Below are 18,135 nucleotides of genomic sequence, written 5' to 3'. Positions count from 1 at the left end.
CGCCCGCCCGCATGCAGAAATGTCCGTCGCACCCGTGACGCATTCTGCTCGTGACACCCGCCTGCATCGCGGTTATACTCCTCCTTGTAGTCGTATAGAGGTCGTAAGCCTGTCAGCTGCGGCCCCGAGCGCATCAGGAAGCGGTCATTCCATTGCTGGCAGCAGCTGACAGGTTTCACTTCAGAAAGGATACACTTTTGAAAACCGTCCTGATCACCGGCGCCTCGTCGGGCATCGGCAAGGCGACCGCCCAGAAGCTGCTCAGCGAGGGCGGCTACACCGTCTATGTGGCCGCGCGGCGGGTCGAGAAGATGCAGGATCTGGCCCAGCAGGGCGCCATTCCGCTGGCCATGGACGTGACCGACGACGCCCAGATGGTCGCCGCCGTCGAGCGGATCACGAAGGAGCAGGGCGGGGTCGATATCCTGATCAACAACGCCGGCTTCGCGACCTATGGCGCGATGGAGGATACGAGCATCGACGATGCGCGCTACCAGTTCGAGGTGAACATCTTCGGGCTGGCCCGGCTGACCCAGCTGGTGCTACCCTCTATGCGCCAGAAGCGCGCCGGCACGATCGTCAATATCTCGTCGGTCGGCGGCAAGATCTACACCCCGCTGGGCGCCTGGTACCACGCCACCAAGCACGCGCTGGAGGGCTGGTCGGACTGCCTGCGCCTGGAGCTGGCACCGTTCGGGATCAACGTGGTCATCGTTGAGCCGGGGCTGATCAAGACCGAGTTCGACGATGTGATGATCGGGCCGCTGCTACAGCGCTCGGGCAGCTCTGCCTACGCCAGGATGGCCCAGAAGGTGGCGAAGGCAACGCAGAAAAACTACGCCTCGCGCACCTCCTCGCCGCCGAGCGTGATCGCCGACACGATCGCCGATGCGCTCAAGGCGCGCCGACCGAGGACCCGCTACGTCGCCGGGGCGATGGCCCGGCCGATCCTCTTCCTGCGCCGGCTGCTGAGCGACCGCCTGTTCGACCGGCTAATGGGCAGCATGATCTGAGGGGAGGGCGCGGGCGGCGCGCTGATCACCCGCCAAACAGCCGCCCGAGCCGCTGCCACCAGCGCTGGCGCTCGACGGACACCGGGAGCACCAGCGGCAGCTCCAGGCCGCCGACGCTGAGCGTCAGGGGCACGGGCTGCCGGCCCTGGAGCGCGTCGGGCGGGGCGAGCTGGAGGGTCGCTCGCAGCAGGCCGAGGGGCGGCAGCAGGTTGGCGTGGGTGGCGGCCCGAGCCCAGGGGCAGTGGCTCGTCAGGGCGGCCACATAGCTGTGTGCGCCCAGATTCTCCACCTCGAAGATCAGGTGGGCGAACTGCCCGGCCACCAGCGGGCGCGCGGCGGCATCATCGAGGCCGCGCAGCCGCAGCAGCGGGAAGCGCTCGGGGGCCACGGCGTGCAGCGCCCGGCCCACCAGCAGGCGGCGCCCCAGCTCGTCGGGCTTCTGGGCCATGGCCCGCTCCAGCTCGATGGCCAGGGGCCGCCGGCCGGTCGCCCGCAGCCAGCGCGGCAGGGAGCCCGCGACGAGCAGCGCCTCCAGGGCCGGCACCAGGTCGCGCCGCAGCATATCGAGATCCTCCAGGCGCGCGGCGTACTGGCCGCCCACCGGCAGCCCGGCCCGCGCCGTGGCCCGCCAGGGGATGTCCGCGCTGTGGCCGCCGCTGCGGAGATGGATCACGCCCCGGCGCGGCCCCGTCGCCCCCTGGGCCACCAGCTCAAGCCCGATGCGCGCGCCGCCCGCCAGCACCCCGGCGGCACGCCGCTGCGGGCGGCCGTCGAAGATCACCCGCAGCTCGGCGTCCGGCTGGGCCGGGATCTCCAGCTCCCAGCGCAGCGGGCTCAGCGCGCTGTTCTGGATCGTCAGGGGTGTGGGCCGCCCCCAGACCCGCCAGCTCTTCAGCGGGATGTCGCCCAGCTCCAGCTGGGCCGGGCTGGCGCGCAGGAGCGGGCTGCCCTCGGAGCCGGGGCGCCGCCCGATCCAGCCGGGCCAGGTCGAACTGGAGCGGCGCGAGGGCCGGGTCGAGCCCGGTGAGCAGCTCGTAGCAGGTCACGGCCAGGCTGAACACATCGCTGCGCTCATCGTAGCTGCGGGCGGCCAGCTGCTCGGGGGGCGCGTAGCCGGGCGTGCCGTGGCGCGGCCGGGGCTTGCGCGGCGGCCGGCGGGTGAGGGTCGTCGTCGCGCCCAGGTCGATCAGGGCGAGCCCGCCGTCAGGGCGCAGGATCAGGTTGGCCGGCTTAATATCGCCGCAGACCACCGGGGCCGGCCGGGTGTGCAGGAAGGTCAGCAGGTCGCAGAGCTGCGCGGCCCAGGCCAGCACCTGGCGCGGGTCCTGCGGGGCCTGGCGGGCCAGGGCGAGCAGCGGCGTGCCGGGCACCAGGTCGCGGGCGATCCATGCGCCGGCCGGGCCGGCCGCCGCCCCGTGGAGGCGTGGCAGGGCGGGGTGGCGCAGCCGGCGCAGCAGGCCGCCCTCCCAGCGCAGCACCTGCTCGGCCTCGGCCCGCTCGTCGGCCGGCAGGTCGCGCCGGGCCACCTTCACCGCCACCGCTGCCCCGCCCCGGCGCGTGTCGCCGGCCTCGAAGACGACGGCCTGGCCGCCCCAGCCAACGGCGCGGCCCAGGCGGAACCGCCCGCCGAGCAGGTCGCCCTCGCCCACGCCGCTATCGGGCTGCCCCGGAAGGGCGAGCCTGGTCGTATGTCCCTCGTGTGCGGTCGGCACGCGGCGCTCCTTGCTGATCCTCGGGCACGAACGATTGTGCCACAGGCCGCCGCGACGCGCAAGCGGGATCGTTCGATCCGCCGATGCGCGCGGGCATGAGACGTAGTACCGTTGTTGTGCCAAGCTATGCCAGCGAAGCTGGCATAGCTTGGCACAACAAGACAGGTTTTGCGAGGTGCTGATGAATATTCTCGGGATCGACCACGTCCAGCTCGCCATGTCGCAGGGCGGCGAGGGGCGCGCCCGCGCCTTCTACGCCGGCCTGCTCGGCATGGCCGAGGTCGCCAAGCCGGCGCCGCTGGCCGCGCGCGGCGGCTGCTGGTTCCAGGGCGGCGGCGCCCAGCTCCACCTCGGGGTCGAGGAGCCCTTCGCCCCGGCGCGCAAGGCCCACCCCGCGCTGCTCGTCGCCGACCTGGGCGCGGCGATGGCGGCCCTCGCCGCCGCCGGCGTCCCTGTCGCCCGCGACGAGAGCGTCCCCGGCGTGCGCCGCTGCTTCATCGCCGACCCCTTCGGCAACCGGATCGAGCTGGTCCAGGATGGCGATGGGTTTGGCCAGGGGGGCGTGTGATGGGCACGATCGCGCCGCGCGCGCGGCTGGCGGTGGCCCTGGGCGTGGCCGGCGCGCTCTGGGGCCTGGGCCTGATCGCCTGGGCGCTGGCCGGCTCGCTCGCGCCGCTGATCTTCTTCGGCTACCTGGGCACCGCCGTCGCCCCGGGCGTCGCCTACTACCTGGGGCTGCCGCCCGCCAGGCGCATCGCCGGCCGGCGGCCGCTGGTGGCCGCGATCGGCGTCGGCATGCTCGCCGCCGCCCTGGCCCGCGTGATCGCCCAGCAGTCGATCGTCGCCGTCGAGGGCCTGTTCTTCGAGCTGCTCAGCGGGGTCTTCGGCGCGGCCCTGCTCCACTTCGCCATCGCCAAGCTGCTCGGCCCGCTGATCTTCGGCCGGGTCTACTGCGGCTGGGCCTGCTGGACGGGCGCGGCCCTCGATCTGCTGCCCTTCCGCCACAGCCCCGGCCGCCTGGGCGGGGCCTGGCCCTGGCTGCGCCACATCCACCTCGCGGCCAGCCTGGCCCTGGTGGCCGGCCTCTGGCTGGGCTACGGCTACCTGCCGGGGCCGGGCGCGGCCCTGGCCTGGTTCCTCGGCGGCGTGGCCCTCTACTACCTGCTCGGCGTGGCCATGGCCCTCGCCCTGCGCGACAACCGCGCCTTCTGCAAGTACCTCTGCCCGGCCGGCGTGCTGGCCCTGCCCGCCGCCCGCCTCGCCCTGCTCAAGGTGCGCGGCGACCCGAGCAAGTGCAACGCCCTCGGCGAGTGCGTGGCCGCCTGCCCGATGGACATCCGCATCACCGACTACACCCGCCACGGCGTGCGCGTGCTCTCGAGCGAGTGTATCCAGTGCCAGGCCTGCCTCAACGTCTGCCCCGACGGCGGGCTCAGCCTGAGCTTCGGCGTCGACCCGCCCGGCCGGCTTGAGCTGCTGCGCGGGCGCGGCGGCCCCCTGCCGGTCACGATCATCCCGCGCGCGCTGCGAAGGCGGCGCAGGGGCGAAAGGTGAATATGACCCACCGTTCGCCCTCGCTCAGCGGGCGGGCTGCCCGCGCATCGACAGCGCCGTCAGGGCCGCGCTGAGCGCGAGGGCGGCGAAGGAGAGCGGCCCGGCCCCGCGGGCCGCCACGACGCCGAGGAACAGCGTGCCGGCCGGGTTCGCCGCCCGGCTCATTGCCCGCGCGGTGGCGTCGTCGCCCCGCACACGGATGATGTTGAGCATGCCCAGGAAGGCGAGCGCCAGCCCGGAGCCCGCGAACCAGCCCTGGTTCAGGGCGCTCTCGCGGCGGTAGATGACCGGCGTGAGCAGCGTGTGCCCGACGCCCCCGGCGGTGAGCCCCGCGGCGAGGATCAGGTCCAGCGCCATGAGCGGATCTGATGGCAGGCCAAAGACATCCGGCGTGAATGGATTTCGGGCTGAGTGCATATCCAACTCCTGTGCGTGCGCGCGTGCTCCGATGATACCACGCCTGCGCAGTTTTTAGTACTTTTGTCTACAAAGAATTAGTTCAAGATCCATCTTGCGCGAACGCTGCCATGAGTGCATACTATTAACAGAGGCTGTGCGGTATCTTCACAGATGCCCTCCCCAGCCCTCCCCTCTCATCACGCAACAAAGGAGATCATGCATGGCTCTGCTTTTGCAGCTCATGATAGCTGGCGTCTGGGCGACGACGCTGGTGATGCAGACCCGGCGGCTGCTCCGCCTGGCCTGCGTGGCCCAGCTTCGCCAGTGGGAGGAGGTGCGGCTGCGCTCCGGGCTTAACCGGATCTGGTGGTGGCTCGGCCAGGATGCGTACTGGCGCGGCGTTCACCCTGACTGCGTGAAGGCGATCGAGCTGTCGCTGATGATCTTCCTGATCGGGTGGGGCCTGGCCTTCTAGCTGGCACATCTCCTAAGCGGTGGTACTATAGCGCCGACGCCCCGGCCGGGGCGTCGGCGCTTGTGCTGATGCGATGGGAGTGTCCTCTATGAATATCCGCTGGGCGGCGGTCCTCTTTGGCTGGCTGGTCGACTTTGGCCTCAGCCTAGCGCTTCAACTTCTGGTGATCGCTGTCGGTGCCACGAGCTTCTTCGATAGCCCGAGCTTCACCAGCCCGACCCACCTCGTGATCATGCTGCTCTTTGTGCTCGTCGTCGGCGCGGGCGGCTTTGCGGCCGCCCGCATGGCCGGCACCGCCTTCGCGCTCCACGGCTTTCTGGTCGGCGTCGCCGACATCCTCTTCTCGACCCTGCTCAGCGGCGGCGTTGCCACGCCGCGCCCCTTCATCCTGATCGAGATCCTCGGCTGCGCCGCCGGCGCCCTCGGCGGGCTGCTGGCGATGCGCCTGCGGCGGGCCTCATAGCCCAGCCAGCGCCGCAAACAGCTCCATCGGCGGGCTGCTCAGCTCCAGCGCCGCCCCGGTGACTGGGTGGCGCAGCCGCAGCTCGGCGGCGTGCAGCAGGTGGCCGGGCAGATCGTGCCCGGCGTAGGTCGCCGGCCCGCCGTAGCGCGCGTCGCCCAGCAGCGGGTGGCCGATGTGGGCCATGCGCAGGCGGATCTGGTGGGTGCGCCCGGTGTGCGGCGCGCAGCGCACCAGGGCCGCGCCCTCCAGGTGGCGCTCCACGGCGTAGCTGGTGTGGGCCGCCTTCACCCGCCCGCCGCCCGCCGGCAGCGCGCGGCCCACCTCATCGGGCGGGTAGACCCGCCAGCGCCCGCCGGCCGAGCGCCCGTGCCCGCTGCGCACCTCGCCCGCCTCAGGCGGCGCGCCGGCCACCAGGCAGCGGTAGGTCTTCTCGACACGCCCCCCGGCAAAGGCCGCCGTCAGCGGGCCGTTGGCCTGCGCCGCCTTGCTGATCAGCAGCACCCCTGTCGTGTCGCGGTCGAGCTGGTGGGCCAGGTGCAGCGGCGGGGCCGCCCCGTCGCGCCGCTCCAGGTAGCGCCCCAGCGCCGCCAGGGCGTTGCCCACCACATCCCAGGGCGTCGCCCCCACATACCAGCCCATGCCCTTGTGCAGCGCCAGAAGCCACTCGTCCTCGTAGGCGATGTCGCCCGCGCCAAGCTCCAGCTCGGCGTAGGTGCCGCCTGGCGGCAGGCGCAGGCGCAGGCTCGCCCCGGCCGCGCCCCGCGCCTCGGGGTCGATCACCCGCCGCTCATCCAGCCACGCCCCGCCGCGCCCCACCGCCCGCGCGCCCGCGCCGGGGAGGATCGCCTCGGCGAGGGCGGCGATGGGCGCCTGCGCCTCATCATCGCTGAGGATATGCTCTACTATCTCCATATCTCATCAGAGAGGGTATGGGAGAGTGCAAGGCACTCTCCCATACCCTCTCTTTACCTTCCCATCTCGCTGAGCAGCCGCTGCTTGAGATCCCAGAGCCGCTGGCTCAGCGAGACGTGGTAGATATGCGGGTTCATGATCCGGCGCACGCCCGAGTCGAGCCGCTCGACGTCGGCCCGGCGGCGCTCGCGCATGGCCTCGATCGTCGGCTGCTCGGCGACGAGCGCGCCATCGCGCAGCACCTCCTCAAGCAGCGGCTCGATGGCGCTGATCTCATCTTGGCGCAGCACCCGGTGGCGCGAGTGGTCGCCGGGGTGGCGCAGGCTGATCCGCTCCTCCTGGCGCGGGTCCTCGCCCTCCAGCGTCACCAGGTCGGCCGTGGCCTGCCCGCGCCGGTCGTAGATCCGCCAGGCCTGCTTGAGGCCGGGGTTGGTCATCTTGTTCGGCGAGTCGGCGATCTTGATCGCCGGGCGCCACTCCTGGCCCTCCTGGAGCGCCACCAGCTTGTAGACTCCGCCCAGCGCGCCCTCGCCGTGAGAGGTGACGAGGCGCGTGCCGACGCCGTAGACCAGCCGGCCGATCACCGCGTCGGCGTCGGCCCCGTGGCGGCGGGCCTCATCGACGATCTGGGACTGGATCTGCCAGATCGCCAGCTCGTCCAGGTCGTTGGAGAGCACGATCGACGTGTTCGGGAAGCCGGCCGCGTCGAGCATGCGCGCCGACTGAACCGCCAGGTAGGCCAGGTCGCCCGAGTCGAGCCGGATGCCCATGGGCGCGTGGCCGGCGGCGCGCAGCTCCTCGAAGACGCAGATGGCGTTCGGCACGCCGCTCTCCAGGGTGTTGATCGTATCCACCAGGAGCAGGCAGTCGTCGGGGTAGCTCTCGGCGTAGGCGCGGAAGGCCTCAAGCTCGCTGTGGCCGAGGGCCAGGAAGACCTGGACGAGGGCGTGGGCGTGGGTGCCCTTGGGCGGGTAGCCCAGCACATGGGAGAGGCCGACGTTGGAGGTGAAGTCGGCCCCGCCGATCAGGGCGGCCCGCGTGCCGGCGTTAGCCCCGCGCTCCTGGCCACGGCGCAGGCCGAACTCCAGCACCATGGCGGCCCGGCTCACCTCGCGGATGCGCGCGGCCTTGGTGGCGATCAAGGTCTGGTAGTTCAGCTGGTTGAGCAGCGGCGTCTCGAGGATCTGGGCCATGGCCAGCGGGCCGCGTACTACGGTCAGCGGCACATTGGGGTGGACCACCCGGCCCTCGGCGATGGCGCTCAGGCTGATCCGCGAGAAGTCGCCCGCCTCGCGCAGATAGTCCAGGAAGTCGTCGGTGAACATCTGGCCGCCAGTGCGGGTGCGCTGGCTGCGCAGGTGGGCGATCTCCGCGTCGCGGAAGCGCGCCTCGCGCATCCAGTCTAGCAGCCACTCTAGCCCGGCTCCCACGCAGTAGCCCGCCTCGTGCAGGCCGTAGTTTGGGTAGCGTCGGAAGAAATGGTCGAACTGCGCCGGGCGCTCGTGGATGCCCTGGCGGAAGTAGAGCTGGGCCATGCTCAGCTGGTACTGGTCGGTGAAGAGGATGCCCTCGGCGGTGCGCTGGTCGTCGGCGTTCATCTCGCTCTCCGCTGCTATTTAGTGTTACTTATACACTATTATAGCCCGCGCGCCCAAGATGTCAAGGGCTGGCGCGGGCCGCCACATCAATTGACGTGATCGCCCGAACGCGCTAAAATTGCGGCAGCGATGCCTCCTCATGCTACAAGCCCCTCATGACAACACGTGATCTGATCGGCCTGGCCCTCTTGTATGGATATGCGACTGGACTCCTTCTGATCGCAGAGCTTATTCGCCGTCGCCAGGGCTACTCGCAGGATTTCACCCGTAAGATCGTCCATGTGGGCGCCGGGATGTCGGTCTTCGGTGTGCTGTCCCTTTTCGACAACTGGTACATCGGGATCATCCCCTTTGCATCATTCATTGTTATCAACTATATTCTATGGCGCTACCGGTTCCTTGAATCGGTCGATGCCCAGAACAGTAGCCCTGGCACTGTCTACTTTGCGCTCTCGATCAGCATCCTATTCATCGCCTTCTGGCGCACCGGCTCGCCTGACGACCGGGGCTATATCGCCGCCGCAGGCGCTATGGCGATGACCTGGGGCGATGCTTCTGCGGCCATTATCGGGAAGATGTGGGGGCGTCACAAGTATACTGTCTTTGGGAGCACCCGCTCCTTGGAAGGCTCCCTTGCAATGTTTGTCGCGAGCGCCACGGCGATGCTGCTGGTGCTGCTGCTCGTGCCGGGCTCGTCGTTTAGCCCGCTGTCTGCCCCACTCGGCGTCTCTGTCAGCATAGCCGCCGCCATGATCGCCGCGCTGATAACCACAGGCGCAGAGGCTATCTCACCCCACGGAACCGACAACCTCAGCGTACCGCTTATCTCGGGGCTGATAGTCTTCGCTGCGGTAATGGCGCTTAGGTAATATGTTTAGGCGAGACGTTTAGGTGCGTGGGCGCTGAGAGAACGACCAACTCTCATCACTGCGCTTGCTCGCCGCTATCGTACGTTATCCCGTCATCTGGTTTTTGATACGATAACCTTGCTCCATGTAGTCGCGTGTCTGCGTGGTGGCAGAGGGAGGAACGGTTGGAAAGCCTCCGCATTCCGATTCTTAAGATCGGGGACATCCTGATCGCATCCATCCAGGTTGCGCTGCACGACGCCTCTGCGGTGCAGTTCAAGGATGACCTGCTGCAAAAGATTCACGATACGCGCGCCAGAGGCGTGATCATCGATCTCACCGCCCTTGATGTCGTCGATAGCTTTATCGGTCGGCTGATCGCCGATATCGCGGCGATGGCCGGTCTGATGGGCACCCGTGTTGTGCTGACCGGACTCCAGCCTGCGGTGGCGATCACCCTGGTGGAGCTGGGCCTGGAACTGCCCCGCGTGCTCACGGCGCTGAACCTTGAGAAGGGTCTGACGATGATGCAGCGCCTGACTGAGGAGAGCGACGATGGTTCAGTCTAAGGCTGCGGTCATCCGCAGTGATCTTGACATCGTCATAGCGCGCACCATGGCCCGTGATGTGGCCAAGACCCTCGGGTTCGGCGCGATCGATCAGGCGCGCATCGCCACCGCCGTGAGCGAGCTAGCGCGTAATATCTTTCTGTACGCCGGCACCGGTAACGTGACGGTGCGCGAGGTCGAGAAGAATAACCGCAAGGGGATCGAGATCGTCTGTGAGGATCAGGGCCCCGGCATCGCGAATATCGACCTGGTGATGCAGGATGGCTACTCGACCTCGCGCGGCATGGGGATGGGCCTGCCTGGGGCCAAGCGCCTGATGGACGATTTCAGCATCCGCTCGCAGGAGAATGTCGGCACCACGATCACATGCCGCAAGTGGCGCAACTAGGATCACTGAGGCGCTGAGGCGCTGAGGCTCAGGTAATTCTTGCGCCTGATGTCTGCGAACCAGGTTTTCCTCTTCCTTTCACCTTGTCCCCTACACGCTCGACTCTGTACTACGCTCCCCCCGCATCATCTCCCCCGCGCTCGCCCACAATATGCGTTATCATCTTCTCATGCCTCATGCCTCATGCCTCATGCGCATAGGGCATAACACCGCATGAAGATCGGATCAGTGTTCTCACCCACTCAGAGGCTCAGTGATCATGTTTTCACTCACCGATCACCCACATCGACGCTACAACCCGCTCAGCGATGAGTGGGTGCTCGTGTCGCCCCACCGCACGAAGCGCCCCTGGCAGGGCCAGGTCGAGACGCCCGCGATAGAGACGCGCCCGCCCCACGACCCGCAGTGCTACCTCTGCCCCGGCAATGAGCGGGTCGGCGGCGTGCGAAACCCCGACTACGCGGGCACATTTGTGTTCGACAATGACTTCGCCGCCCTGCTCCCTGATGTCCCCGCGGGCGAGTATATCGCCGGGAGAACGGGCGAGCAGCCCCTCCTCCGCGCCTATGCCGAGCACGGGATCTGCCGCGTGGTCTGCTTCTCGCCACGCCATGATCTGACTCTGGCGATGCTTGATGCGGCCACGCTTCGCGCGGTGGTGGACACCTGGGCTGAGCAGACGCTCGATCTGGGCGGGCGCCCTGAGATCGGCTACGTGCAGGTGTTCGAGAACCGCGGCGCGATGATGGGGGCCAGCAACCCGCACCCGCACGGCCAGATCTGGGCGACGGGGAGCATCCCGCTCCACGTCTCGCGGGAGCTGGGCACACAGGCGGCGCACTTTGCCGCGACGGGGCGGACGCTGCTGGGCGACTACCTGGAGCTGGAGCTGGGGCTGGGCCAGCGCGTGGTCTGCGCCAACGCGCACTTCGTTGCGCTCGTGCCCTTCTGGGCGGTCTGGCCCTTCGAGACGCTGATCATCAGCCGGCGGGCGGTGCCCGACATCCCCGCGCTCGACGATGCAGCCCGGGATGGGCTGGCCGATATCCTCAAGCAGCTGACGACGCGCTACGACGCCCTGTTCAATGTGTCGTTCCCCTACTCAATGGGCTTCCACCAGCGCCCGTGCGACGGCGTAGATCACCCGGAGTGGCACCTGCACGCCCACTTCTACCCGCCGCTGCTGCGCTCGGCCACCGTGCGCAAGTTCATGGTCGGCTTTGAGCTGCTCGGCGAGCCGCAGCGTGACATCACCCCCGAGCAGGCGGCGGAGCGGCTGCGGGCGCAGTAGGGCCGCAGCGCGCTGCGGCCCTACTGCGCCGTCACGGAACGCGGTAGATCGTGATCTCGCCCTGGCTGAAGGCGACAGGCAGATTGTGGGCGAAGGCGGCAGCTGAATCGCCGTAGAGCCCGCGTTCAACTGGGCCGAGGTAGAGGTAGCGCACTTTGTAGTGATCAAGAAGCATCAGGGCTGCCGCCTCATCAGTAGCCCTGTAGATCGCCGGGATATCTCGCGCACGTGCGGCGATCTCGGCCAGCTGGGCCGCAGATCCGCTGCGCCAGAGCCGCTCGTGCCCGTCTAGGCCCAGTACCGTCTGCACGCCACTGATGGCGGCCACCCGGCTGAACTCCTCGTAGTCACAGTTGCAGAACCCAGTGATGACGACACCCTGCGGGGCGACGTTTGCGGCCATCCAGCGGGCGGCGGCCAGCTCATCAGGGTGCTCGCGGGCCATCCAGGCGAGGCCATTGAGGGTGCGCTCGGCGGGCAGCCATGGCTCTGCCCAGCGTAGCAGGCCCAGGGGGTACACGAGGGCGCCTGCGATCAGCAGGGCGGTCGGCGTCGCCCAGATCCAGGTCGGCCAGCGCCAGCGGTGGGCCCGCAGGTTGGCCCAGACGGCGTAGGCCGCTACGATGCCTAAGAGCATCCACGCCTGATAGTAGAACTTGAAGATGGTGTTCATCCGGCTCATCTCGCCCTCAAGCAGGTCGCGGATATAAACGACCTCCGGCACCAAGAGGATGATGCAGCCGACGGCTGCGGCCCAGGCGACGAGCTCCTCGCCGGGGGCGACGGATGGTACCGCCGCCCGCGTGAGCAGCAGGGCGATCAGCGGCATGAGAAAGAGCAGGGGGAATCCGAGCAGTACGCCTATCGGTATCGAGGCGAGCAGAATCGCATACAGCGAGCGCTCAGCATGACGGTTGCGCCACTGCGCTACTGCGCGTGGTGGCTTGCTCCGCTCGCGCCTCGGGTTCGCACGCTCAGGCGATCTGCCCATGGCTGTCGACTGTGGGGAGGGGTGCGTCGCGCCTCCGCTCCTCCCCGTGATAAGAAACGCGAGCAGCATGATCAGGAAGAGGCCGAAGATCATCAGGAAGCTGTGGAGCCGGGTGTGGTTGGAGACGAGGCCAAGGGTCGCCCCGAGGCGGCCAAGGACGGGCAGGCCGGCGAGCGGCCCGGCGATGGGGCCGCTCGGCGAGCGGAAGGTAAGCAGGAAGGGGAGGGCGGACAGCAGCGCCGTGCAGACCATCGCCGCGAGGCATAGCGCGTAGGGTCGCCAGACACTCCTGGATCGATGGGCGCGCTGCCCGATCAGGAGCGCGCCCATCCCCAGCAGCGCATAGGTCGGCGCGTCCCAGGGGTTGATGCAGTAGAGGCAGCCGATGATCGCGCCATAGGTGATTGAAGGGACGACTGGCGGCGACGCCCCCGCCCCGCTCCGTCCCCACGCCGCCAGGGACAGGGCGACGGCGAGGGCCAGAAGATCAAAGGGCGTGACCAGAATATATGGGTGGAGGTCGCCCAGGTAGAGGCTAAAGGCCGGGAACTCGGTGATCGCGTAGCGCCGCTCAACGCCGCCGCTGGGCAGGGCCACGTCATCATAGAGCGACCGTGAGGGCATGTACCAGTCGAAGGAGAGTCGCGTCTCGGGGGTGATCGTGTCGAAGGGCGGGCCATCCCAGCTCGGCGGGGTGGGTCGGTCGAGCCGGATCGTGTCGGCACCGGCGAGCCGCTGGGCGAGTGCGGAGGCAATCTGCCCGGCGTCGAGGGCGCGGACCAGGGAGGAGCCGACGAGCATCTGGAGGGCGCTGGCCTGGCTGCCAATCGCAAGGCAGAAGAACAGGGCGAGCATGGCCACGCCGACACGGGTGTGCCGCCTCGGGCGGGCGCCATCGGGGCTTGGGCTCAGCGCGATGAGCGCGTGGGCGGCGTAGGCTACGCCGACGACGGTCAGGGCGATCACCAGCGCGAATCCGAGGTTGAAGGCCAGAGCCGGGGCGGTGCCGGTAAGCAGCGTCACAACGGCGACGATCACGAAGCCGAGGTAGTAGTAGTTCAGGCCGAACCCGGCGAACCAGGGGTCGAGCGGCGGGAAGTCACCGTAGCGCAGCACGGCGTTGAGGATGGCGAAATCCATCGGCTTCTCGGTGCCGGTGATCGCCGGGCCGACCGCACCATGCCAGCGCAGCCAGACGCCAATCCAAAGACCGCCGAGGAAGAGCAGCTCATAGGCCAGCGCGCCGCGCCACACTGGCGGGGGTGGCAGCTGTCGCCCGAGCAGCGGCGACAGCCACGCAATAGCTGCGACGAGCAGGGCCGAGCTGATCACGGAGGTGAGCGCGAATGGCGCGACGCCAACAGAGGCGAGGGCCCAGGCGAGCCAGGTGATGAGGAGCAGGCCGAACGCCTTGGCCAGCGGGTAGCCGGCCAACGGCAGGCCGCGCAGCACGCGGGCCGTGAGCGGCCATGCGGCCAGGCCGATCAGCTGAGATGCCAGCCACCAGCGCCAGATCAGCGGCTCGCTCAGGAGGGCGCGAAGGTCGAGCAGCCACGGGTAGACGCCGGTCGGGTAGGTGGCCCAGATCCAGGCTAGCCCCACGCCGATCAGGGATGCGAGGGCCGCCGCCGGGCGGCGCGGCGCGCCAGCGAGCGACAGGGCCACAGCGAGCAGGGCGGGCAGACATGCGGCCATGATCCAGACGAAGGGCGGCGGCCAGCGCAGGGCGCGCGCGATCGGGGAGACCCCGATATCGGTGAGGGCCATGCCGAGGTTTCGCCCGTCGATGCGGGCTGGCGGGTCGGCCGTGATCGTCAGCGCGGCCCATCCCAGCGCGTCGGGGGCGGGCGGGAGGATCATGGCATAGCGGCGTAGCTGGGGTGACTCGCCGCCCGCAGGCAGCGCGACCGGCGGCGAGTCGCCGAGGGCCACATGCACGAGCGCGCCGGGGGCGACGGCGCCGCGCAGCATAAGGACGCCGGGTAGCCCGCCTGCGGGGAGCGACACGCGCGCATGCGCGCCGCCCCAGCGGAATGTGCCGGCGGGGCCGTCCTCCGGCACAGAGAAGCCGGTGAGCCGATCCGCGCCGGCGAGATCGGCGGGGCGTAGCCGCGCCCCACCCGCAGCCTGCCAGAGCAGGAGGACGGCCAGGGCTGGGGCCAGCAAGAGCGCGATGTCTATCGGGAGACGCTTCATAGTCACAATACTCATAGGATCCAGGGAATGCCTGCCCCGCCTCCCTGCTCGCTATAAGCGCTCACAGGGAGGGGCGTCGATGGCGGGGATTGTCGGCGGAAGTGGTGGTGCCTCCGCCGGCAGGACGCCGTCCGCCGGGGGCAGTGGCGTCACCCGCAGCTGATCAACCGAGAGGCTCAGGGCGCGCCCCTCGGGGCTGATGTCCGTTGGGCTCACCAGGGTCAGGTCGGTCTGCCCAGGAGGCAGCATCAGCCGCAGCGACAGGGTGCGCTCATAGGGTGCGGCGGGGATATCGACGCTCGTCAGCCGCTGTGTGCCCCGCCAGATCTCCAGCGGGCGGCCCGCCGCATACGCTGTGGCGGTGAACTGGAGCTCAACCATCGCTGCGGCGGGGGTAATCAGGCTCAGCCCGGCGCTGCGCTGCATCCAGCGCCAGTGGCGAGCCCCATCGCGCTCAACATCGTACCAGCCCGGGCCGAGCACCGCCACGGCGCGCGCGGCGGCGGGATCGATCACGTACACCTCCATCCGCGCATCCGCGTAGGTGCGGCGGATCCCGGGAACCTCCAGGCGCGCGCGCAGGCGGGCGGCCTGCGCGCGCGGCAGACGGGTGAGGTCGAGGGTGACATAACGGACGCCGAGGGCGGCGAGCTCGGCGGCGGGGTCGAGGTCGAGCATATCGGGCGCGGGCGGCGCGGCGTCCCAGAGGCCCTTGAGCGACGAGGGGTATCTGGCGAGCGGGTAGTCGGGAAGGCGTGCCAGATAGCCGCCGATGAGCGGGCGCCCGTGACAGATCTGGTTCAGCAGGTAGACGCTATCGTTATTGCGCGGTGGAAGCTCGAACACCGCGCCGGGCACTGGGTCGGCGTTGAGCTGGCGATAGATGGGCGCTACGCTGATCGGCGTGATCGGCCAGGGGGCGACGACCAACTCGGCGGCGAGCAGCACGACCAATCCCCAGCGGGCAATACGACCCTCGCCCATGACCGCGCTTCGCTGCTGGGTTCTGGGGATGGCTGCGCCGCGCCCAGAGTCTTTGCTTGTTGGGCTACGCCGCCAAAACCCAGCAAACAATGGGGCAGTGTCGCGCAAGCTGGCGAATCCCTCGGCAGTCAGGGCGGCGACGGGGATCATCGTCAGGGACAGGAAGACGCTCGGTCGACTGCTGTTGCGGAAGGGACCGATCAGGTCGAGCAGCAGGAAAGGGCCGGGCACGGGGCTATCGGCGGCAGTGAGATGGATCTGTGGCCCCATAGCCAGGACGACCGTGCCGAGGGCCAGGGCGGCCCAGGGCCAGGCGCGGCGTGGCCTACGGATCAGGGCCAGCAAGCCGAGGAGGGAGATCGCCAAACCCACGCCGGCGCCTGTCTCCAGGCCGTAGGGGTGCAGGTTAAACTGCCAGGCGGCGGCGGCGGCTCCCCAGAGCGGGTGCTGGATGTTCGGCACGATCAGGTCGACCAGGGCCAGAGAGTGAAACACCTGGCGCACATACCAATCCTCAAGTACGGCGGCGCCGATCCCGCCGACGGCCAGGAGCATCGGGGCCAGCCCGACAACCCAGAAGACGCCCACGCCTGCGGCCGCAGCCAGCGTGCGCAGGCGGGAGCGACGAGGAGCGATGAGCGCGGCCAGCACCCCGTGGAGCGCCGTGTAGACCGCAGCGTAGAGCCCATAGTACTGGCTGGCGAGCGTGGTGACGAGCAGGGCCAGGGCGGCGGCCAGCAGGCGGGCGAGGCTCGGGCGGGCCAGGGCGCGCATCAGCAGTAGCACATAGAGCGGCAGCCAGTGGACGGCGATCAGCTCCATTGGCCCACTCCAGAGGCGCTGGATGTGGTAGGGCGTGAAGGCAAAGACGACCCCGGCCAGCAACGCAGCGGCGCGATCATCCACCAGAGCGCGGGCAATGCGGTAGGTGAAGTAGCCGCCCAGGCCGAAGGAGAGCATAGCCACACAGTTGAAGGCAGCCACCGGCCCGATGGCGAGCAATACCGGCGCGACCATGATCGCGTTCGGCAGGCTGAGGGTTTGAAAGAAGAGATCAACCGGCGGGAGCGGGTAGAAGAGATATGCCGTAGTGAAGGGGTTCAGCCCACGCAGCAACGCAGTACGGGCCCACCAGAGATTCCACACCCCCTGCCCGGCGTCCACTAGCAAACCGCCCTCCTGGATCATGCCGTCGTTCATATGCAGGGCCAGCGGCCAGGTGAGAGCCGCGCCCTGGATCACGCCGTCGTTTATATGCAGGGCCAGCGGCCAGGTGAACACAACCCCCAGGGCTAGGTACCCCAGGAAGATCAGCAGCCGCAGCTGCCACGGCTCGGGCGGCGCCTCGGCGGCGAGGGGAGCGTGGTCTATCAGGGCGAGCGGATCTCGCCCTGATAGACGATCAAATGAGCGACGCATAGATCTCCTCAAGATCGCTGGCGAGCCGGTCGGCGCTGTAGCGGGCGAAGACCTCGCGGCGACCGTTCTCGCCCAGGCGGCGGGCGAGCGCGCGGTCGCGCAGGAGGCGCACGATGGCCGCCGCCAGATCGGCGGGGTCGCCGTAGGCCGTCAGCAGGCCGTTGTGCTCGTGGGTGATCAGCTCGTTGCATGCGGGCACATCGCTGGTGACGAGGGCGGCCCCGATGGCCTGGGCCTCGATCAGCGGGATGCCGAAGCCCTCGTAGCGGCTGGGGGCGGCCACCACGGCGGCCTCGCCCAGCAGTGCGAGCTTCTCCTCCTCGCTGACCCGCCCGCGCAGCTCGAAGGCGTGCCCCGCGCCGCCCTCGGCCACCAGCCGGCGCAGGTCGTCCTCGCACTGGCGGTTGTGGCTGACGAAGACGAAGCGGGCCGCCGGCACCTCGCGCAGCACCAGGGGCATCGCGCGGGCCAGCAGGTCGTAGGCCTTGCGCGGCACCAGCTGGCCGATGAAGAGGACGAGCTGTGTGTTTATTTGGAGGGGCTGCGCTGCTCCAGCCCTCTCGAACCCGGAGAGATCGACGGCGTTGGGCAGCACGCTGATCCGCTCGGGGGCGACGCCGAGCCGCTGGAGCAGGCTGGCCTCGTGGCGCGAGAGAGCCACGGCGTGGTCGATCATGCGCAGCGGCGCGTGGATGCAGTAGTTGCGCACGGCGCGGCGCGGGTGGGCACCCTTCGCCAGGCGGGCCAGCAGCTGCGCCGGGGTGAGCAGCAGGTTCTCAAAGCGCAGCGGCGCGTCCAGCGGGCGCTCGCGATCCACCACCAGGTCCCCGTCGTGCAGCAGCCCGTGGGGCGTGAGCACCGTGGGCACGCCCAGCCGCCGCGCGACCTGCACGGTCTGGTAGGCGAGCAGGCTGCGCATGTGGTGGATATGGATCACATCGGGCCGGTCGGCGTCCAGCAGGCGCAGCAGGGCCTCGGGGGCGAAGAAGCCCAGGGTGGCGGCCCGATGCACCGCCACGCCGTCGAGCCACTCGTGGCGTGTCGACTGGCCGGGGTAGCGCCGGTCGAGGTACTCGTGGGCGACAACCCGGTGGCCCCGGCGCACGAGCGCGCGAGCCTGGAGCTGCTCGGGGCGGCTGGGGAAGGCCGGGTCGAAGCCGTAGGTTGTGACGATGAGTATCTTCATAGGGTATAGGGTACAGGGTACAGGGTACAGGGCATAGGGTACAACAAGTCAGAGATAAGCATATTGAGCGCTGTCCGGCCTGTCCCCTGTCCCCTATACCCTGTACCCTAAAGCGGAGCGATACACCGCCTCGATCC

Annotated in this window: 17 protein-coding genes; 9 read left to right on the top strand and 8 right to left on the bottom strand. The window is 69.2% G+C overall.

The window, feature by feature from the left end; translation table 11 throughout:
- Nucleotides 1-197: 197 nt before the first annotated feature.
- A complete protein-coding gene (locus K2Z83_RS09990; RefSeq protein WP_220595036.1) occupies nucleotides 198-1,013 on the top strand; it encodes an oxidoreductase in 816 nt (271 codons plus the stop codon).
- A gap of 25 nt (nucleotides 1,014-1,038) precedes the next feature.
- Here the strand turns inward: K2Z83_RS09990 and K2Z83_RS09985 are convergent, their stop codons facing one another.
- A complete protein-coding gene (locus K2Z83_RS09985; protein ID WP_220595035.1) occupies nucleotides 1,039-1,794 on the bottom strand; it encodes a hypothetical protein in 756 nt (251 codons plus the stop codon).
- Nucleotides 1,724-2,725 (bottom strand): protein kinase, encoded by a 1,002-nt coding sequence (locus K2Z83_RS09980; RefSeq protein WP_220595034.1) that lies wholly within the window; start codon nucleotides 2,723-2,725, stop codon nucleotides 1,724-1,726. Before K2Z83_RS09980 ends, K2Z83_RS09985 begins: the two co-directional genes overlap by 71 nt.
- A gap of 181 nt (nucleotides 2,726-2,906) precedes the next feature.
- Between K2Z83_RS09980 and K2Z83_RS09975 the strand changes: the two genes are divergently transcribed.
- Both K2Z83_RS09975 and K2Z83_RS09970 read left to right on the top strand, forming a co-directional pair.
- Nucleotides 2,907-3,293, top strand: coding sequence for a VOC family protein (locus K2Z83_RS09975; protein ID WP_220595033.1), 387 nt, complete (start codon nucleotides 2,907-2,909; stop codon nucleotides 3,291-3,293).
- A complete protein-coding gene (locus K2Z83_RS09970) occupies nucleotides 3,293-4,279 on the top strand; it encodes a 4Fe-4S binding protein (protein ID WP_220595032.1) in 987 nt (328 codons plus the stop codon). The genes K2Z83_RS09975 and K2Z83_RS09970 overlap by 1 nt, the downstream gene beginning before the upstream one ends.
- Nucleotides 4,280-4,303: 24 nt before the next feature.
- On the opposite strand, the gene K2Z83_RS09965 is transcribed toward K2Z83_RS09970, so the two are convergent.
- Nucleotides 4,304-4,696 carry a hypothetical protein gene (locus K2Z83_RS09965; protein WP_220595031.1) on the bottom strand — a complete coding sequence of 131 codons (393 nt, stop codon included), beginning with the start codon at nucleotides 4,694-4,696 and terminating at the stop codon, nucleotides 4,304-4,306.
- Between the two features lie 202 nt (nucleotides 4,697-4,898).
- Between K2Z83_RS09965 and K2Z83_RS09960 the strand changes: the two genes are divergently transcribed.
- Both K2Z83_RS09960 and K2Z83_RS09955 read left to right on the top strand, forming a co-directional pair.
- Entirely contained in the window at nucleotides 4,899-5,153 is a 255-nt protein-coding gene (locus K2Z83_RS09960; protein WP_220595030.1) for a hypothetical protein, read from the top strand.
- Nucleotides 5,154-5,241: 88 nt separating this feature from the next.
- Complete coding sequence (locus K2Z83_RS09955; protein WP_220595029.1) at nucleotides 5,242-5,616, top strand: TIGR04086 family membrane protein; 375 nt, start codon at nucleotides 5,242-5,244, stop codon at nucleotides 5,614-5,616.
- On the opposite strand, the gene K2Z83_RS09950 is transcribed toward K2Z83_RS09955, so the two are convergent.
- Nucleotides 5,611-6,528, bottom strand: coding sequence for an RluA family pseudouridine synthase (locus tag K2Z83_RS09950; protein ID WP_220595028.1), 918 nt, complete (start codon nucleotides 6,526-6,528; stop codon nucleotides 5,611-5,613). The two genes, K2Z83_RS09955 and K2Z83_RS09950, sit on opposite strands and share 6 nt — an antisense overlap.
- Nucleotides 6,529-6,581: 53 nt before the next feature.
- Complete coding sequence (locus tag K2Z83_RS09945; RefSeq protein ID WP_220595027.1) at nucleotides 6,582-8,126, bottom strand: nicotinate phosphoribosyltransferase; 1,545 nt, start codon at nucleotides 8,124-8,126, stop codon at nucleotides 6,582-6,584.
- A gap of 155 nt (nucleotides 8,127-8,281) precedes the next feature.
- Between K2Z83_RS09945 and K2Z83_RS09940 the strand changes: the two genes are divergently transcribed.
- The 4 genes from K2Z83_RS09940 to K2Z83_RS09925 all read left to right on the top strand — a co-directional run bounded on the left by K2Z83_RS09940 (nucleotide 8,282) and on the right by K2Z83_RS09925 (nucleotide 11,222).
- Nucleotides 8,282-8,995 carry a diacylglycerol/polyprenol kinase family protein gene (locus K2Z83_RS09940; protein ID WP_220595026.1) on the top strand — a complete coding sequence of 238 codons (714 nt, stop codon included), beginning with the start codon at nucleotides 8,282-8,284 and terminating at the stop codon, nucleotides 8,993-8,995.
- A gap of 164 nt (nucleotides 8,996-9,159) precedes the next feature.
- A complete protein-coding gene (locus K2Z83_RS09935; RefSeq protein WP_220595025.1) occupies nucleotides 9,160-9,543 on the top strand; it encodes an STAS domain-containing protein in 384 nt (127 codons plus the stop codon).
- A complete protein-coding gene (locus K2Z83_RS09930; RefSeq protein ID WP_220595024.1) occupies nucleotides 9,530-9,931 on the top strand; it encodes an anti-sigma regulatory factor in 402 nt (133 codons plus the stop codon). The genes K2Z83_RS09935 and K2Z83_RS09930 overlap by 14 nt, the downstream gene beginning before the upstream one ends.
- Nucleotides 9,932-10,190: 259 nt before the next feature.
- The gene (locus K2Z83_RS09925; RefSeq protein ID WP_220595023.1) at nucleotides 10,191-11,222 is read left to right on the top strand and encodes a UDP-glucose--hexose-1-phosphate uridylyltransferase; all 1,032 of its coding nucleotides are present in this window, start codon (nucleotides 10,191-10,193) and stop codon (nucleotides 11,220-11,222) included.
- Between the two features lie 31 nt (nucleotides 11,223-11,253).
- Here the strand turns inward: K2Z83_RS09925 and K2Z83_RS09920 are convergent, their stop codons facing one another.
- The 3 genes from K2Z83_RS09920 to K2Z83_RS09910 are packed head-to-tail and all read right to left on the bottom strand — an operon-like array spanning nucleotide 11,254 to nucleotide 17,998.
- A complete protein-coding gene (locus K2Z83_RS09920; protein WP_220595022.1) occupies nucleotides 11,254-14,409 on the bottom strand; it encodes a DUF2298 domain-containing protein in 3,156 nt (1,051 codons plus the stop codon).
- Nucleotides 14,410-14,460: 51 nt separating this feature from the next.
- A complete protein-coding gene (locus K2Z83_RS09915) occupies nucleotides 14,461-16,812 on the bottom strand; it encodes a hypothetical protein (protein ID WP_220595021.1) in 2,352 nt (783 codons plus the stop codon).
- Nucleotides 16,796-17,998 (bottom strand): glycosyltransferase family 4 protein, encoded by a 1,203-nt coding sequence (locus tag K2Z83_RS09910; RefSeq protein ID WP_220595020.1) that lies wholly within the window; start codon nucleotides 17,996-17,998, stop codon nucleotides 16,796-16,798. The genes K2Z83_RS09915 and K2Z83_RS09910 overlap by 17 nt, the downstream gene beginning before the upstream one ends.
- Nucleotides 17,999-18,135 lie beyond the last annotated feature (137 nt).

This window comes from Oscillochloris sp. ZM17-4 (assembly GCF_019599295.1).
In the GTDB taxonomy this organism is placed as follows: Bacteria; Chloroflexota; Chloroflexia; order Chloroflexales; family Chloroflexaceae; genus Oscillochloris.
The sequence above is the reverse complement of the archived record's forward strand: the minus strand, read 5'-3'. Positions and strand labels throughout refer to the sequence as shown.

Coding starts and splice junctions, on each gene's coding strand:
- K2Z83_RS09975 (WP_220595033.1), top strand. CDS start 2,907: ATGAATATTCTCGGGATCGACCACGTCCAGCTCGCCATGTCGCAGGGC.
- K2Z83_RS09970 (WP_220595032.1), top strand. CDS start 3,293: ATGGGCACGATCGCGCCGCGCGCGCGGCTGGCGGTGGCCCTGGGCGTG.
- K2Z83_RS09965 (WP_220595031.1), bottom strand. CDS start 4,696: ATGCACTCAGCCCGAAATCCATTCACGCCGGATGTCTTTGGCCTGCCA.
- K2Z83_RS09960 (WP_220595030.1), top strand. CDS start 4,899: ATGGCTCTGCTTTTGCAGCTCATGATAGCTGGCGTCTGGGCGACGACG.
- K2Z83_RS09955 (WP_220595029.1), top strand. CDS start 5,242: ATGAATATCCGCTGGGCGGCGGTCCTCTTTGGCTGGCTGGTCGACTTT.
- K2Z83_RS09950 (WP_220595028.1), bottom strand. CDS start 6,528: ATGGAGATAGTAGAGCATATCCTCAGCGATGATGAGGCGCAGGCGCCC.
- K2Z83_RS09945 (WP_220595027.1), bottom strand. CDS start 8,126: ATGAACGCCGACGACCAGCGCACCGCCGAGGGCATCCTCTTCACCGAC.
- K2Z83_RS09940 (WP_220595026.1), top strand. CDS start 8,282: ATGACAACACGTGATCTGATCGGCCTGGCCCTCTTGTATGGATATGCG.
- K2Z83_RS09930 (WP_220595024.1), top strand. CDS start 9,530: ATGGTTCAGTCTAAGGCTGCGGTCATCCGCAGTGATCTTGACATCGTC.
- K2Z83_RS09925 (WP_220595023.1), top strand. CDS start 10,191: ATGTTTTCACTCACCGATCACCCACATCGACGCTACAACCCGCTCAGC.
- K2Z83_RS09920 (WP_220595022.1), bottom strand. CDS start 14,409: ATGAAGCGTCTCCCGATAGACATCGCGCTCTTGCTGGCCCCAGCCCTG.
- K2Z83_RS09915 (WP_220595021.1), bottom strand. CDS start 16,812: ATGCGTCGCTCATTTGATCGTCTATCAGGGCGAGATCCGCTCGCCCTG.
- K2Z83_RS09910 (WP_220595020.1), bottom strand. CDS start 17,998: ATGAAGATACTCATCGTCACAACCTACGGCTTCGACCCGGCCTTCCCC.